The 16365-nt window shown below is 64.1% G+C and carries 14 protein-coding genes; 5 read left to right on the top strand and 9 right to left on the bottom strand.

The features are described 5' to 3' along the window. Positions 1-12 precede the first annotated feature (12 nt). The 3 genes from DT068_RS15970 to DT068_RS15960 all read right to left on the bottom strand — a co-directional run bounded on the left by DT068_RS15970 (position 13) and on the right by DT068_RS15960 (position 5874). The gene (locus DT068_RS15970) at positions 13-636 is read right to left on the bottom strand and encodes a LysE family translocator (protein WP_119390858.1); all 624 of its coding nucleotides are present in this window, start codon (positions 634-636) and stop codon (positions 13-15) included. A gap of 142 nt (positions 637-778) precedes the next feature. Then, positions 779-4006 (bottom strand): AfsR/SARP family transcriptional regulator, encoded by a 3228-nt coding sequence (locus tag DT068_RS15965; protein ID WP_162914228.1) that lies wholly within the window; start codon positions 4004-4006, stop codon positions 779-781. Between the two features lie 170 nt (positions 4007-4176). Continuing rightward, positions 4177-5874, bottom strand: a complete 1698-nt coding sequence (locus DT068_RS15960; RefSeq protein WP_119390856.1) for an NAD-dependent malic enzyme — start codon at positions 5872-5874, stop codon at positions 4177-4179. 125 nt (positions 5875-5999) lie between these two features. Between DT068_RS15960 and DT068_RS15955 the strand changes: the two genes are divergently transcribed. Further along, the gene (locus tag DT068_RS15955) at positions 6000-6410 is read left to right on the top strand and encodes a Cif family virulence factor (RefSeq protein WP_119390855.1); all 411 of its coding nucleotides are present in this window, start codon (positions 6000-6002) and stop codon (positions 6408-6410) included. Between the two features lie 36 nt (positions 6411-6446). Here DT068_RS15955 and DT068_RS15950 read toward each other — a convergent pair whose 3' ends face one another. Beyond that, a complete protein-coding gene (locus DT068_RS15950) occupies positions 6447-7133 on the bottom strand; it encodes an NUDIX hydrolase (RefSeq protein WP_119390854.1) in 687 nt (228 codons plus the stop codon). A gap of 129 nt (positions 7134-7262) precedes the next feature. Here DT068_RS15950 and DT068_RS15945 point away from each other — a divergent pair, with 129 nt between their 5' ends. Both DT068_RS15945 and DT068_RS15940 read left to right on the top strand, forming a co-directional pair. Further along, positions 7263-8282 (top strand): SPFH domain-containing protein, encoded by a 1020-nt coding sequence (locus DT068_RS15945; protein ID WP_119390978.1) that lies wholly within the window; start codon positions 7263-7265, stop codon positions 8280-8282. 3 nt (positions 8283-8285) lie between these two features. Next, positions 8286-9224, top strand: coding sequence for a diacylglycerol kinase catalytic domain-containing protein (locus DT068_RS15940; protein WP_119390853.1), 939 nt, complete (start codon positions 8286-8288; stop codon positions 9222-9224). A gap of 79 nt (positions 9225-9303) precedes the next feature. Here DT068_RS15940 and otnC read toward each other — a convergent pair whose 3' ends face one another. From otnC to DT068_RS15915, 5 genes are read right to left on the bottom strand one after another with little or no spacing between them, the layout of a single operon-like run. Further along, complete coding sequence (gene otnC / locus DT068_RS15935) at positions 9304-9942, bottom strand: 3-oxo-tetronate 4-phosphate decarboxylase (RefSeq protein ID WP_119390852.1); 639 nt, start codon at positions 9940-9942, stop codon at positions 9304-9306. Further along, entirely contained in the window at positions 9939-11207 is a 1269-nt protein-coding gene (gene otnK / locus DT068_RS15930; RefSeq protein ID WP_119390851.1) for a 3-oxo-tetronate kinase, read from the bottom strand. The genes otnC and otnK overlap by 4 nt, the downstream gene beginning before the upstream one ends. Before the next feature lie 60 nt (positions 11208-11267). Then, a complete protein-coding gene (locus tag DT068_RS15925) occupies positions 11268-12101 on the bottom strand; it encodes a carbohydrate ABC transporter permease (protein WP_119390850.1) in 834 nt (277 codons plus the stop codon). Continuing rightward, positions 12098-13003, bottom strand: a complete 906-nt coding sequence (locus DT068_RS15920) for a carbohydrate ABC transporter permease (protein WP_368904760.1) — start codon at positions 13001-13003, stop codon at positions 12098-12100. The genes DT068_RS15925 and DT068_RS15920 overlap by 4 nt, the downstream gene beginning before the upstream one ends. A gap of 7 nt (positions 13004-13010) precedes the next feature. Continuing rightward, positions 13011-14288, bottom strand: a complete 1278-nt coding sequence (locus tag DT068_RS15915) for an ABC transporter substrate-binding protein (protein WP_119390848.1) — start codon at positions 14286-14288, stop codon at positions 13011-13013. A 252-nt stretch (positions 14289-14540) separates the two neighbouring features. On the opposite strand from DT068_RS15915, the gene DT068_RS15910 reads away from it, so the two are divergent. Further along, entirely contained in the window at positions 14541-15485 is a 945-nt protein-coding gene (locus DT068_RS15910) for an ABC transporter permease (RefSeq protein WP_119390847.1), read from the top strand. Beyond that, positions 15485-16363, top strand: a complete 879-nt coding sequence (locus DT068_RS15905; protein WP_119390846.1) for an ABC transporter permease — start codon at positions 15485-15487, stop codon at positions 16361-16363. The genes DT068_RS15910 and DT068_RS15905 overlap by 1 nt, the downstream gene beginning before the upstream one ends. Positions 16364-16365 lie beyond the last annotated feature (2 nt).

Genomic DNA, 16365 nt, shown 5'->3' with positions numbered 1-16365 from the left:
GATGCCGAAATCTCAGCTGAGCGTGCGGGCGAAGGAAAACACCGCGACGGCTGCGACACTGACGTGAAGAGCGATGCTCGCGGCGCCGGCAAACCGCGCAAATTCCCCACCGGACCAGGATTGGCGAATGCGCGAGCAGGCGAAGACGAGCGTCGTCTCACAGATAAATGAGGTGGACAGGAAGAGGATGCCCAGGGTGACGGCCTGCTGGGCGACGGAGCTATCGGGCCTGATGAATTGCGGAAAGAAGGCCGTGTAGAAGACCAGTGTCGCGGGGTTGCTGAAGGCGACCGCCAGCCCATCGGTCACCGGGCTGGTGAAACGGGTTTGCGTTTGCGAAGGCGCAGGGCGGCGCTTGAGCCAGATCGCTTTGAGCGCCAGCCAGACGAGATAGAAGGTGCCGGCCAGCGACAGAAACCGGAACAGCGAGAGCGAGTATTCCGCCGATACCATGACGCCGGCCAGGGTGACGCCGAGCTGGAGGAAGCGGCCAATCTCCACGCCCGCGACAGTGGAAAGCCCGGTCGTCGCGCCGCCGCGCAACGTGTTGTGCGTGACGACGGCCATCACGGGGCCGGGAACAAGCAGAAGAAGCAGTGTCGCGGCCAGGAAGGGCGCCAGCAGATGCCAGTCCATCTCCAATCTCCTAAGAACGAGTCCTCTGCATGGGGCGGACGCCGCTGAGGTATCCGCTTTGTCATCCGGCGGCTGTGGCAATTCCCACACGGCGGCATTGCCCGTCGCGGCACAGTCCGTTTCGTGAATGCCGGATGGCGGCTTACGGATCGCTTACGCGTCGTGATCTGCTGGCGGAATCGAGATGGGGATGGATCAGGGCCTGGATCGCCGGCGAAGGCTCGCCATCCGGAAGAGCCCTGGCCACGCGCTCATAGCGTGCATATTCCGCCATGGCGGCCGTGGCATCGCCTTGCGCGAGATGCGCCTCGATCAGCGCTTTGGCGATGCCGGCCGATTCCGGGTAGAATTCAAGCGCCCGCAGATAGAGGCCGCGGGCGCCCTCATGATCACCTTGCGCCAGGCGCTGTTGGCCGATGCGAAGGGTGAGATCGATGAACTGGCTGCGCAACCGCTCGGCCACCGGCAGAAGCCAGCTCGCCAGACGATCATGGGGAAGAAGCGGGCCGGGGAAATCGAGCAGCACGCTTTCGAGCTTCTCGCTGTCCGTCTTCGCCACCTGCGCCTGCTTGAGGCGGGTCTCCCAGGCGCCGAGATCGACCCAGACCTTGTCCGCCGCCAGGCGCAGCTTGCCCGCGCGCTGGATGATGAAATCCGCCTGTCCCAGCAACTTGCGCAAACGGTGAAGCGCTTGCTCATAAGCGGCCTTGGCCTGGTCGCCGTCGAGATCGGGCCACAGCCAGTCCTGCAGTTTCGCGACCGAGACGCTATGATCTTTCGAAACCGCGAGCGCCCGCAGAATGTCGAGGGCGCGGGTCGGCGGCTTGACGCCGAGATCGAGCGGCACTCCGTCAAGCTCCAGCTCGAAATCGCCGAGGACACGGATCTTCAAGGGCCAGGGCCAGCGCGGCGATAGCCGGTCGGGAGGATTGAGATGGCGCCGTTGGATGAGCGATCGGGCATAGTCTATCTCGATCCCGTGATCGAGCGCATCGGCGAGGAGTTCGGCCAGGAGTTCCGGGAGGTTAAGCAGGATCATCGGCCAGTCGGCACCGCGCAGCTCGCTCAGGAATCCCCGCAAATGATCGGCATAGCGCGGATCGCCCTGCCATTTGGCCTCGCATGCCGTTGCGGCCAGAATAAATATTTCGGCGCGCCTGCGCGGGCTGTCATCGAGTCGCGGCAGCAGGTCAGCGATCAGAGCGATGGCCTCCTTCGGCTTTCGGTCCGAGAGCGACACCTGATACTGGGTGACGTAGTGCGGCCAGCGTTCCGCCATCGGCTCGTTCGCCGCTTCGATGGCCGCCATGAAGCGCTCACAGTCGCGATAGGCTTGCGGGAAGTTGCGCTGCCGCGCATGCAGCGCGGCGTGACAATCGGCGACTACGGCGACCTGGGTGGTGAAGCGGCTGTCGGCGATGGCGGCGAGGCGGGTGACGATCTCACCGAACTCGGCGAAATCGTTGCGGAACTTCATCTGCATCTGCAGGTGATAGAGACCGCCGAACTCCACCCCGCGCAGCGATTCGCGCTCGCCGATGGCAATGGCGGCGCGCAGGGCCTCTTCTGCGGAAGCATAAGGGAAGCCGCGTCGCGCATATGAGAAGTAGCGCCCGCTCTTCGCACCGAAGGCGACCAGCCACATGCCGAGGACCCACGGCAGCGCATCGGGATTGCCGAAATCGTCGATGACGCTGTCCACCGCCTTGGTGAAAAGATCGGCACGCATTGTCGTGCCGGAATGCTCCATCAGCGATGTGCTGGCCAGCAGCCTGAGGCTGCTCGTATCATCTGGGTGAGGATGCGACAGCCTTTCGAGCAGTTGTCTTTCAAGCAACTGGCCGGCGGGGCTGTTGCGGTAGTATTCATCGCCGAAATCGAGCGCCCGCATCATGCCGATGCGCATCAGAAGATCTTCCTCCGCCGGCAATTCGGGCAGTCCCTGCTCGAGCAGCTGCATAGCCCGCTTCGTCCAGGTGGAAAGCCCCTCATATGTGCGCCAGCTGTCGGTCTTCACCAGCACCGCGCGCGCGACGGTCAAAGCCTGGCCCTGCCGGTCACCGCTGGCCTCGAAACCATTCCAGGCTTGCGACAGCCAGCGCTCGGCCGCTGCATCATCAGGAACATGGGCGACGCCAAGCCAGTAGTAGAGCCAGGCGTCGATCTCTTCGGTCGGAAGCTTCGCGCACCAGTCGATGAAGGTTGCCCGCTTTCCCTGGGCCAGCACGGGCCCCGCCCGTTGCAGGAGCAGCTCGCGCGCATAGGGCCAGGCTTTCGCTTCCAGCGCCAGCTCGATGGCGTCATCGAGACGGCCGGCCTCAGCGAGAAGGGTGGCGGTCTTCCGGCGCAAGCTCGCCAGCTCCTCGCTGGAAAACCGCAAGCCGAGCTGGGCATCGAGGAAGTCCCGCAAAAGGTCGTGCAGCTGGAAATAGTGCCCACCCGTCTCGCTGCGCGTGGTCAGCAGCTGGCGCTGATAGAGCCGGTCGAGCAGCTCGCCGGCTTGCTTTGAGCCGATCATGGCATTGGCGAGATCGGAATTGATCTCGGGCAGGAGATTGAGCTTCAGCAGCGTGTCCTGGTCGTCCGCTGGCAGGGTATAAAAGAGGTTTCGGCCCAGCACGTCGAAGAGCGCGCGCTTGTCATCGGTCCCGCTCTGGTCGCTCAGGGGCTGGGCATAGCCGCGCTCCGCCAGCAGCACCAGCCCGACCGCCCAGCCGCGGGCGAGGCCCACATCGATTGCCGCGGCGGTGCGCTTCAGGCGCAGTTTGACCAGGCTGCGCGCTTCCGGCTCCGAGAATTCGAGCGCCGACTGGTCGATGACCGTAAGCTGTCCGCGCAACGCCAGATCTCCCAGTTCCTCCCGCGGCAAGGTGCGCGAGAGGAGGGCGCAGCGCAAAACCGGGGGCAGCTCGCTGAGCATCACCGCGAGCAGTGCCCGGAAGTCCGCCGTATCGGCATAATGCAGATCGTCGAGGACGAGTATGGTTGCGGGCTTCAGCTGCGTGAAATAGGCGCGGAAGAAACGCCGGGCGAATTCGCGCGGCTGCTCGGCATATTCGACGCCGAATACCGGCATGCCGGCGATCGCCTCCGGCCGCCCGAGCGACTGCGCCAGATACTGGAAGAACCGCGCAATATCCTGATCGCCCTCATCGATGCGGAACCACACATTGGGCGCGCCCGAATGCTCCAGGTAGTCGACCAAGGCCGTGGTCTTGCCATAGCCTGCCGGCGCCGCCAGCCAGCACGCGCCGGCGCGCAACGACCGGTCGATCTGCTTCAATATTCGCGGCCGCCTCAGTATCTGCGCGGTGCGCGGCGCCACAAGCTTGGCGGCGGTACCTGGCGGCGGCTTGGACGTCTCTCTCATCGTCTCGATCTCTGATGGTGAGGTCGCAGGCGGATCGTAGCGCAACATTGTAACGGCCTGTTGCATCGAAACAATCATGCATCCGGGCGTGGGCACGGGGATGTGATTAATGCCACAATTTGAGGCAGAGCGCGCATCCCGGCGGGATTTGCTCTGATCTGACCGCCAGTTCAAATCCTGCGGCGATAGGGCCTGTAGAGGGGCGACCAGACGCTCCGGGCAATGCGCGTATCGAGCTCAGGCTCCGCGCAAGGGTCCGCCACGCCATCGGCTTGCGCCTGGTGGGCGACGGCCTTTGCCACCGCGAGGGCCACCGCGCGCAATTCCGTCACCGGCGGCAGGAGGCCGCTGCGCCCTTCCTCGCGGACCGGTGAAATATCGGCAACCGCCTTGCCGGCGGCCATGAACATGGCATCGGTGATGCGCCGCGCGCCCGCGGCGATGACGCCGAGCCCGACACCCGGGAAGATATAGGAATTGTTCGTCTGGGTGATCCTGAGGGACGTGCCTTTCCACGCCACCGCTGGAAACGGGCTGCCGGTGCCGATCAGAGCGCGGCCATCGCTCCAGGCGACGAGCTGCGCTGGTGTCGCTTCGCTGCGCGAGGTGGGATTGGACAAAGGGAAGATGACTGGCCGGTCAACCTTTTGCGCCATTGCGCGGATCACGGGCTCGGTGAAGGCGCCCGCCTGGCCCGAGACGCCGATCAGCACGGTCGGATGCGCGTTGTTGACGACATCGGCGAGTCCGACCTCGCCGTCCTTCTGAAGTTGCCAGCCCGCGACAGACTCCGGCTTCTGCAGGAAAGGCCGTTGCGCCGGAGTCAGGTCCGTCATGCCCTCGCGCAGCAGGCCCTGCCGATCGACCAGGAAGAACCGCTTTCTGGCTTCGGCTTCGCTGACGCCGGCTTCGATCATGGCCTGCCGTAGCAGGGATGAGATCCCGCAGCCGGCGGATCCGGCACCCAGCACGCAGATGCGCTGCGCACCGAGCGGCACGCCGGTCACCTTGATGGCGGCCATCAGCGTTCCCGCGGCAATGGCGGCGGTGCCCTGGATGTCGTCATTGAAGCTGCACAGCCGGTCGCGATAGCGCGCCAGAAGGCGGCCGGCATTGCTGCCGGCGAAATCCTCCCATTGCAGCAGCACATTGGGCCAGCGTTCCGAGACGGCGGTGACGAATTCCTCGATGAAGCCGTCATAGTCCTCGCCGCGCATGCGCTCATGCCGCCAGCCGACATAGAGCGGATCATGGAGGCGCTCCTCATTGCCGGTGCCCACATCGAGCAGGATCGGCAGTGTCTGGTCGGGATGGATGCCGGCGCAGGCCGTGTAGAGGGCAAGCTTGCCGATCGGTATGCCCATGCCGCCGGCACCCTGGTCGCCCAGGCCAAGGATGCGCTCGCCATCGCTGACGACGATGATGCGCACATCATCGAGCCGGGGATTGGCCAGGATCTCGCGGATGCGGTGCCTGTTGGGATAGCTCAGGAACAGGCCGCGCGGCTTGCGCCAGATTTCACTGAAGCGCTGGCAGCCCTCGCCGACGGTCGGCGTGTAGATCAAGGGCAGCATCTCTTCGAGATGGCGCGTGATGAGGGCATAGAACAGCGTCTCATTCGCATCCTGCAATTCGCGCAGGAACGCATAGCGCTCGAAATCGGTGGCGAAGGCGCGCAGCACCTTGAGCCGGCGCGCCACCTGCTGGTCGAGCGTGCCGACATGGGGCGGCAGCAGGCCATGCAGGTTGAATGCGTCCCGTTCGTCATCGCTGAAGGCCGTGCCCTTGTTGAGCATCGGCCGGTTGATGAGGTCGATCCCGGTGAGGCCGGTCTCGATCGGTCCGTTGAAATCGCGCAATTGGCTCATGATTCTCCCTGACACTGTGATTATTGCCCATGGCCAGTGTCGTATTCAACGCCTGGCGGATAATTGCCCCGGGAACCATCATGGCGCCGGAAGGTTGGCCTTTCGAGCGGGCGAAAGGAGATCAAATGGCACCTTATGATTTCGACACGTTCTTGGCGCGCCGGGAAGAGGCGGCGGAAGCCTATGTGACGGGGGACGGAAAGCCGGTCGACCGCATTGTGCCGCATGAGGGCGAAGCGAGCTTTCATGCGCCGACCGGCGACAGCGTCGTTGGCGCGGCCGAGGTCGCCCGCCGCCATGCCGAGGACGCGAAGGCCTTCGTCCCTTCCGGAACATCGGCCTTCGAGGTCCTTCAGAGGGCTTCCGATGAAGAGCTTGCCTTCTGGGCCGGCTATCAGCTGGCCGAGGCGCAGATCGGTGATATGCCGGCGCCGCAGAGTATGCGCATCCGCGTCACGGAGATATTCCGCAAGATCAACGGTGACTGGAAGATGATCCAGCGTCACGCCGACATGACGAAACCCAAAGGGAGTTAGGTCGAAGACCTCCTAGGCGCCACTTTTGCCTCTTCTTCAAATCGTACGATTGAAAAATATGGTCTTATGCCCCTTCCTTACCCGATAGATCTGTGCCGGCCGGTTGCTGGCGCGGCGCATCTCGCCGGCGACCGGCACTACGAAATCTGCCTCGGCGATCCTTTTGCGGAATGCCGACTTGTCGAGCCTGCGGCCAAGGATGCGCTCATATACCGACTGCAACTCGCCTAAGGTGAAGCGGACAGGCAGAAGATGCACCGGGAGCGTGGAGTATTCGACCTTATTGCGCAACCGCGTGAGCGCGCTTCGCAGGATTTCCATGTGGTCGAAGGCGAGCGCGGCCGCCTCGTCCACCGGGCGCCAGGCCACGTCGGTCGCGTTAGTGCCCTGGCGCAGCCTGACATTGTCCGCCGAGATCAGCGCGAAATAGGCAATGCTCAGGCTCCAGCCCCGGGGGTCGCGGGCGGCATTGCCGATGGTCCGGAGTTGCTCGAGATAAGGGGTTTCGACGCCGGTCTTGCCATAAAGGACCCTGCGGGCCGCAGACTCCAGATCGCTATCCTCTCCCACATGGATGAAGCCTCCCGGTAGCGCCCAGGTATTGGCGAAAGGTTCGGCCCCTCGCTGCATCAGCAACACCTCGAGCCCCACCTCGGTAAGGCCAAAGATCGTCAGATCAACCGATACGATCGGCTTCGGATAGGTTTCTTCGGGCGCATCCATGGGCGGGATAATATAGCAGGTCATGCTTAGTGTAAAGTGTCTACGAACTTAGTTGACAAAACACACTAAGTAGGGTTTATTGGCTTCATGGACGGCATCGAGGCCGCCCAATACCTCAAGGAGACGAACATGTTAGGGTTTCGCTTCATCAAGACCCAGCCCACTCAGTATGTGATCCAGTACAAGAACGGCCGTGCGCTACGCGACGGCGCCGGGCTCGCCTTCTGGTATTTCGCGCCGTCAAGCTCGATCGTCGTGGTACCGACGGCGAGTCGGAACGAGCCCTTCATCTTTCCCGAGGTGACTGCGGATTTTCAGGAAGTCACGATTCAGGGCCAGATCACCTACCGCATCGCCGACCCGCGCCGGACTTCGACGCTGCTCGATTTCACGATCGACTCGCGTGGCAACTATCTTTCCGAGGATCCGGAGAAGCTGTCTCAGCGATTAATCGACCAGGTTCAGGTGGCGATGCGTGCCGAGGTCCAGGCCCTGCCACTGAAGGACGTGCTGGCATCGGGCGAGGCGCTGGTGGCGCGCGTCGCGGGACTCCTGGAGCATCATCCGACGATTGAGGCGCTGGGACTCGAGCTCCTTGGTCTCTCGCTGCTGGCTGTCAAGCCCAAGCCCGAAACTGCGAAGGCGCTGGAGGCCGAGGCGCGCGAGGCGTTGCTGCGGCGCTCCGACGAGGCGATCTATGCCCGACGGAATGCGGCGGTCGAGCAGGAACGGGTGATCAAGGAGAACGAACTCTCGACCGAGATCGCGGTCGAGCACAAGAAGCGCCAAGTGCGCGAGGCGGCGATGGAAGCCGAACGTGTGGTGCAGGAGCGCCGCCTGCAGATCATGCGCGAGGAAATGACCGGCAAGATCGGCCTCGAGGAGCAGAACAAGGCGCTGGTCGCGCTCGCTACGGCCAATGCGCGCGAAGAGGCTGATGCCAAGGCCTATGGCCTCTCGGCCATGATGAAGTCGTTCGGCGGCGCCGATCCCAAGCTGCTTCAGGCCCTGGCGTCGGTCGGCATGGATACGGGTCAGCTTATGGCGCTGGCCTTCCGCGACCTCGCCGACAACGCGACCAAAATCGGCCAGCTGAACGTCACGCCGGATCTGCTGCGCGAGATGATGCAGCCGCAGGAGGTGCACTAAGCCATGCGCTCCGCCGATGACCGCAAGATCGTCCTCATCCTGCGCGAGTCGCGTCTGGATGAACTGATCGCCCGGTTCAACACGATCCAGCAGGCGCAATTTTATGTCGAGCATCTGGGTGCCGATTTCGGCGATTATCTCGAGGAGCGGCGGCAGTATCACGCCGCCCTTCATGAGGCGGAAACGGCGCTGCGCCAGTTCGGCCGAGTTCAGCGGCTCGACCGGAAATATCTCGGCAACTTCATCTTCGCGGCCGACGACATCATCGTCGTGCTCGGCCAGGACGGGCTCGTCGCGAATACGCTAAAATATCTGGACGGCCAGCATGTGCTGGGGGTGAATCCGGACCCGAAGCGCTGGGATGGCGTCCTGCTGCCGTTCCGGCCAAGCGACCTCAAGCGGGTCATGCCGGAGGAAATCGCGTTCCGGCGGCCGGTCAAGCGCGTGACGATGGCGAAGGCATCGCTCAATACGGGCGGCGTGCTTTACGCAGTCAACGACCTGTTCATTGGAGCAAAGAGTCACGTCTCGGCGCGCTACTTGTTGAAGCTCGGGAAGGTGGAGGAGCATCAGTCATCGAGCGGCGTGATCGTTTCGACCGGTATGGGTTCGACCGGGTGGATGAAGAGTCTCTATGCCGGTTGGGCCGGGGCCGCGGCGACGCTGGGGGTCAAGCCGCCGCAGCAGGCGCTCGATGCGCACTTCCCATGGGACGCAGAGTCCCTTCATTACTTCGTACGCGAGCCCTTCCCCAGCCGGACGACGGGCACTTCGCTGGTCGTGGGGCGGATTTCGAACGAGGCGCCTCTGACGATTGTTTCGGAGATGCCCGAGAATGGCGTCATTTTCAGCGACGGGATCGAAGCGGATTTCCTCGAATTCAGCGCCGGCACCCGTGCCACGATCGGTATCGCCGAACGGCAAGGTCTGCTGGTGAGTTGAGCTGGCAAGAATCGGCACAGTCGATCGCAAGAAACCGACAGGCGGCAATCCACTCGATCGCGATCTTGCGGTTCACAGCCTAGCTCGGAAACCGGCGCCTGAGCTCTTCCACTTGCCCGGCATCGAGCGGCCGGATCGATGAGCCACGCAGCAGGAGGAAGAGCTTCGCGGTCTCCTCCAGCTCCTCCGTCGCATGCATCGCCGTATCGAGGCTCGTGCCGGCGACGACCGGGCCGTGATTGGCGAGGAGCACGGCGTGATGCCTGTTGGCGAGCTTCTCGACCGCGAGCGCCAGGCTTTCATCGCCGGGCGGGTGATAGGGCACCAGCGGCAGGCGTCCGACGCGCATCACATAATAGGCGGTGATGGGCGGCAGGCAGTCATGCGGGTCGAGGCCGTGCAGGCAGGAGACCGCCACCGAATGGGTCGAATGCAGATGGACGACGGCGCCGCAGGTCTCGCGCTCGCGATACATGACGCGATGCAGGAAGGCCTCCTTGGTGGGCTTGCCGCCGCTGACATGCCGCCCGCCGGCGTCGATCCTGGAAAGCTCGGCCGGGTCAAGCTCGCCCAGCGAGGCATTGGTCGGCGTCATCAGCCAGCCGCCATCCGGCAGGCTGACCGAGACATTGCCGGTCGAGCCGAAAGTGAGTCCGCGCCGGAACAGCGATGCGCCGCAATGGCAGATGCGCTCGCGCAACTTCGCTTCGGCGCTCATTGCAGCGAGCTCCAGGCCTTGAGGAAGAAATCGGGCGCACCGAAATTCCCCGATTTGAGCGCCAGCGCCACATCGAGCGATGAGCGGCTGCGCGTCCAGGGCACGCCGGGATCGATCTCGGGGCCGATCGACAGCGCCTTGACGCCAAGGCCATTGACGACGGCGCCCGACGTCTCGCCGCCCGCGACGATGAGGCGGGTGAAGCCTTGCCCCGTGAGCTTGCGGGCGACTTCGGCCAGAAGCTTCTCGACCACATGGCCGGCATGATCGCGGCCGAGCCGTTCCTGCACCGCCTGCACATTCTTGGGTGCGTCGCTTGAATAGACCATGGGTATGGATGTCGCCTCCTGCCTTTCGATCCAGCGAAAAACGGTGTCGGCGGTGAGCGAGCCATCGGCGACCGCCATGGGATCGATCCGGAAGGCGGGCAGTCCGGCCTCGATCGCCTTCTGCACCTGCTCGCGCGTTGCGGTGGAGCAGGAGCCGGCCAGCACGGCGGCACGGCCCCTGGGCGCGGTGATGGTGCGGGGCGGTGGCGTCAGGTGCCGGATGAGGCCCGCTTCCTGATAGGCGGCCGGCAGGCCGATGGCGATGCCCGATCCGCCGGTCACCAGCTTGAGATCGACGCAAGCCTTGCCGATCTGGCGCAGATGCGCATCGGTGAGCGCATCGACAATGGCGATGGCGCGTCCTGCCGATCTTTCGCGCGCAAAGGCATCCTTGATGGTGGCGGCGCCCTTCTCGACATCGGCAAAAGCGACATGGCCGACCTCGCCTTTGGTCTGCCGGCGCAGCACCCGGCGCAGATCGGAATCCCGCATCGGCGTCAGCGGATGATCGCGCATGCTGCTCTCGGCCAAAGGAACGCCATTGACGAAGAGCTGACCCATATAGATCGAGCGGCCGGTGGCGGGAAATGCCGGGCAGGCAATGGTGAAGGCGGCATCGAGCCGCTGCAGCAGGGCCTCCGCCACCGGGCCGATATTGCCGTGATCGGTCGAATCGAAGGTCGAGCAGTATTTGAAGAAGAAGCGCCGGGCGCCGGCGGCGATGAGCTTCTCGGCGGCGGCAAGCGATTGCCCGATGGCATCGGCCGCCGGAATGGTGCGCGATTTGAGCGCCACGACCAGCGCGTCGACATCGCGGAGATCGAGATCGTCCTGCGGCAGGCCGTTGGTCTGGACGGTGCGCAGGCCCTCGCGCGTCAGCATAAGGGCGAGGTCGGTGGCACCTGTCAGGTCATCGGCAATGCATCCGAGCAGCATGAGGCTTTCCTGTCTTGAATCGAAACCCAGCCTAGCAAAGCGAGGCGCTGCGGCAAGGCCCTAGCCTTTCACCGCCCCTGCGACCAGGCCCGACACGATATGGCGCTGCAGGATGAGGACCAGCGCGATCAGGGGCACGGTCACGATGACCGACGCTGCCATCACGCGGCCCCAGGGCAGCTCATAGGCGCTGGCCCCGGTGATCAGGGCGATGGCGACCGGGACGGTGCGCTGCTCGTTCGACAAGGTGAAGGTGAGGGCGAAGAGGAACTCGTTCCAGGCCAGGATGAAAGCGAGGAGCCCGGTAGCCGCGAGCGCCGGCGCCATCAGCGGAAGAAAGATCTCGATCAGTATCTTGAAGGAGGAGGCGCCGTCCATGAGGGCGGAATCCTCGAGCTCGCGCGGCAGCTCGCGCACGAAAGCGGTCAGGACCCAGACCGTGAAGGGTAAAGTGAGGATGAGATTGGAGAAGACGAGGCCGGTCAGCGAATTATAGAGGCCGAAATAGCGGATGAGCTCGAACAATCCGGACAGCACGGCGATCTGCGGGAACATCGATATGCTGAGGATCGCGAACAGCACGGCCGAGCGGCCGCGGAACCTGATGCGGCCCAGCGCATAGGCCGCCGTCACCGCGAGCGCCAGCGAGATGGCGGTGGCGAGCGAGGCGACGATGAGCGAATTGGCGATATTGCGGGCGAAGGACTGCTCGGCGAACAAGGCCCGGTAGTTTTCCAAGGTCGGGGCCGACGGCAGGAACTCGACCCTGAAGATGGCGCTGCCGCTCTTCAGCGACGAGACGACCGCCCAGTAGAAGGGAAAGACCGTGTAGAACAGGATCGCCGCGAGGAGCCCATAGAAGCCGATCCGCCTCAGGAGAATGAGCGGACTCATCGATCGCCTCCGCTGGCGCTCACATGCACGCGCCCCAGCGTGATGACGATCACCGTGATGATGGCGACGATCACGAACAGGCAGGTGGCGGCCGTCGAGCCGAAGCCGACATCCTGGAAGTCGACGAGCTGCTGGCGGGCATAGACCGACATCGTCGCGGTGTTCTCATTGTTGCCGGTCAGCACATAGATGACATCGAAGATGCGCAGGGCATCGAGGCTGCGGAAGATGACGGCGATCAGCAGCGCCGGGCGGATGAGCGGCAAGGTGATGTGGAAGAAGGACCTGACCGGACCGAGGCCGTCGACGCGGGCCGCCTCATAGATGTCCTGCGACAGGGTCTGGAGGGCGGCAAGCGTGAGCAATGCCATGAACGGCGTCGCTTTCCACACATCGACCATGACGACCGCCGCCATGGAGAGGCCAGGATCGGCAAGCCATGCCCAGGGCCTGCCGATGAGCCCGATGCTCATGAACAGGACATTCACCACGCCATAGAGATCATGCAGCATCCAGGCCCACATCTTGGCCGAGACGACGGTGGGGATGGCCCAGGGAATGAGCATGGCGGCCCGCACCAGCCCGCGTCCCGGCATATGCGCGTTGATGGTGAGGGCGATGATGAGGCCGAGAAGCGTCTCGAGCGCGACCGAAACCAGCGTGAAGAGCAGCGTGTTGCCGACGGAGCGCCACCAGAGCGGATCCTGGAAGAGATAGACATAGTTGGCGAAGCCGACGAATTTCCAGCTCGTGAGATCGCTGAGATTGGCATCCGTGAAGCTGAAGGCGATGGTGCGCAGGAGCGGCCAGGCGGCGACGAACAGCAGAGCGATCAGCAGGGGAGCGAGATAAGCCCAAGCGGAGCGGGCGCGCTGCTGCGCGATCGACAGGCGCGCCGTCACCTCCTGCCTACCACTTTCCGCCGCGGCTGATCCGTTCGAGCTGTTTCTCGAGGCCCGCGAGATTCTCCTCCGCCGTGCCCTTGCCGGTGAGCGTGTTGTGGACCGCGCGGACATATTCACTGGATGCGCGGCTGTATTTGGCGCCGGTCACCGTCGAGGGCCGCGCCACCGCATTTTCGAGCACCGCCTCGAAGTCCTTGAGGAAGGGAAGCGCCTGCAGCAATTCCTGATCGTCATAAAGGCTCTTGCGGGTCGGGTTGAACGAGCCTTTCATGGCGCGGCGTTTCTGCTCGCCCGCACTGGTGAGATAGCGCACCAGATCGGCCGCTTCCTTCGGATGGGCGGAATATTTGGAGACGGCGAGGTGCTGGCCTCCTAATGCCGAGGCATGGCGGGCGCCGTCGCCCGCACCCTGCGGCAGGACGGCGATGCCGACCTTGCCTTTCACCGGGCTGTCCGGCGCATTGGCCAGCGCCCAGGCATAAGGCCAGTTGCGCATGAAGACGGCATTGCCCGACTGGAAGACGCCGCGCGAATCTTCCTCGGCATAGTTCAAGACGCCTTCCGGCGAGATCGTGCCGATCCAGCTTCGGGCGAGCGTGAGCGCGGCCGCGGCCCTGGCATTGTTGATGGAGATCTTGCCGTCGGTCTCGACGATCGTGCCGCCGCCGAAGCTGGCCACCCATTCGATGCTGTTGCAGGTGAGACCTTCATAAGCGCGCCCCTGCCAGACATAGCCTTGCAGCTGCGCATTGCCCGCCCGCTCACCGTCGATGATCGCCTTTGCCGTTTCGGTCAGCTCCGACCAGTCCCTGGGCGGCTTCTTGCCGTATTTGTCGAGAAGGTCCTGGCGATAGAAGAGGAGGCCCGCATCGACGAAGAACGGCACCGCCACGAGCTTGCCTTCGACCGTGTCATTGGTCGTGAGCGTCTCGAAATGATCCTTGAGATCCTCGGGAGGAATATAGGGGGTGAGGTCGAGAAAATGGCTCGCCAGCGTTCCCGGCCACACGACATCGATCTGGAATACATCGATATCGGCCGATCCGGCGGCGAGGAGCTGCTGATAGAGGGCGAGGCGCTCTTCGGCATTGGGCGGTGTGGCGACCAGCTTCACGCTGTTGCCGGTCTGCTTCCCCCATTCATTGGCGCCTTCTTGGCACAGTTCGAGCTCGATGCCGAGCGAGCTGCAGGATATCGAGAGGGTGACTTGCGCCCGGGTCGGCGTGGCGAAGCCGCCCAGCAACGCCACCATAACCGCGATAAAGCCGATGCTTCGCGCCATTGGATCCTCCCTCCGCTGTCGAGACGGCTCGTCCCGTGGCGGGAACGTCCTGCGCGGCGAATTGGTTCCAACTTACGTAGCGGAACTTGTTCTATCGCCTTCGGAACAGATCGACCAGGATCGCGATCAGCACGACGGCGCCGACAATGATGCGTTCCCAATCGCCCGAGACATCACGAGGCGCCTGTCATCAACCTGTCGCCAAAGTGTCAGAGCTTACCCTGGTCACACAGACATTCATCAGGCCGACCGATGCTTCGTTTTCTGGCCGTGCGTTTCGGGCGCGCGGTTCTCACGCTTCTGATCTGCGTATCCGCCGTCTTCCTGGTGCTGCGCATCGCGGGTGATCCGGCCGAGATCATGCTGCCAGATGAGACGCCGCCCGACGTCAAGGCCTATTACCGGACACTCTGGGGGCTCGACCGGCCGCTCCATGAGCAATTTGGGCGCTATCTCCTGAGCGTGGCGCAGGGCGATTTCGGTGTTTCCTTCGCCGATGACCGTCCGGCTCTTGCCACTGTTGCCGAGACGCTGCCCAAGACCGGCCTTCTCGGCCTCAGCGCGCTCATGCTGGCGCTCCTGATCGGCCTGCCGCTCGGCATCTCCGCCGCCGTCAGGCACAATGGCCCGCTCGACCGGCTGGCCATGGCTTCGGCGGTATTCGGCTATTCCATTCCGATCTTCTTCCTGGGCATCCTGCTGATCCTTCTCTTCGCGCTCAAATTGCGCGTCTTGCCGTCGGCGGGATCCGGGACGCTCATCCATCTCATCATGCCCACCCTCACTTTGGCGCTGCCGCTTGCCGGAAGGCTGGCGCGCTTCGCCCGCACCGCGACGCTCGAAGTGCTGGGCAAGCCTTTCATCCGCGCGGTGCGCGGCAAGGGCGTGCCGCCGCTGGGCGTGATATTGCGCCATGCGCTGCCCAATGCCGCGGTGCCGCTGCTGATGTTCCTCGGCATCGAGATCGGCCTCGTGCTCTCGGGCAGCGCTGTCGTCGAGACGATCTTCGCCTGGCCGGGCCTCGGGCGCCTGCTCGTCGATTCGGTGTCACGGCGCGACCTGCCGGTGGTGCAGGCGGTGATCCTCATCGCGACCTTCATCATGGTCCTGTCAAATCTCCTGGTCGATATCCTGCATATTTGGCTCGATCCGCGGCTCGGCAGTTTCGAGGGCGCCCAAAGCGCGCCGGCGCACTGATGACGGACATGCGGCTTTCCCTGCAGGCGCCGGTCAGACGCGCCCCGCTCGCCATGCCGCCGGTGATCATGGCGGCGGCGGGCTTCCTCGTTGCCATGGTGCTGGTGGCGCTGATCGCTGGCTTCCTGGCGCCCTATCATTTCACCACCCAGGATCTCGCGGCCCGCTTCCGGCCGCCCATTTTCGCGGGCGGCGACTGGGCGCACATGCTGGGCACCGATCATCTCGGCCGCGACATATTGAGCCGGATCATCTATGCCATCCGCAGCTCGCTTCTCATCGCCTTCGCCGGCACGCTGATCGGCGCCGTCTTCGGGACGCTCATGGGATTCGCGGCGGGCCGGCTGCGCGGCATCGTCGACCAGACGGTCATGATGCTGGTCGATGCCCAGGCCGCCGTGCCGGCGCTCTTCCTCGCTTTGACCTTGCTCGCTTTCTTCGGCAACAACATCCTGCTCTTCGTCGTCATTGTCAGTCTTGACGGCTGGGACCGCTATACACGCCTTGCCCGCGGCCTCGTCGTCTCCGAACAGGCGAGCGACTACATCACCGCCGTCGAGGCGCTGGGCGCCGGCAGCGCGCGCGTCATCCTGCGCCATCTGCTGCCCAATATCGTCGCCTCGCTGGTGGTGCAGGCGACGCTCAATTTCCCCGGCACGGTCCTGCTCGAAACCTCGCTGTCCTTCCTCGGTCTCGGCGTGCAGCCGCCCGGAACATCGCTCGGGCTGATGCTGGGCGAGGGGCGGCGCTATCTTCTCAATGCCTGGTGGATCGCCGTCCTGCCGGGCATCGTCATCTTCCTCACGACCTTGTCGATGAGCCTGTTCGGCGACTGGCTGCGCGATCGGCTCGATCCGACGCTCGCCGGAAAAGGTTGAGC

The sequence above is a fragment of the Taklimakanibacter lacteus genome, assembly GCA_003576695.1.
Classification (GTDB): Bacteria; Pseudomonadota; Alphaproteobacteria; order Rhizobiales; family Aestuariivirgaceae; genus Taklimakanibacter; species Taklimakanibacter lacteus.
This window is presented reverse-complemented; position numbering and strand designations above follow the sequence as displayed.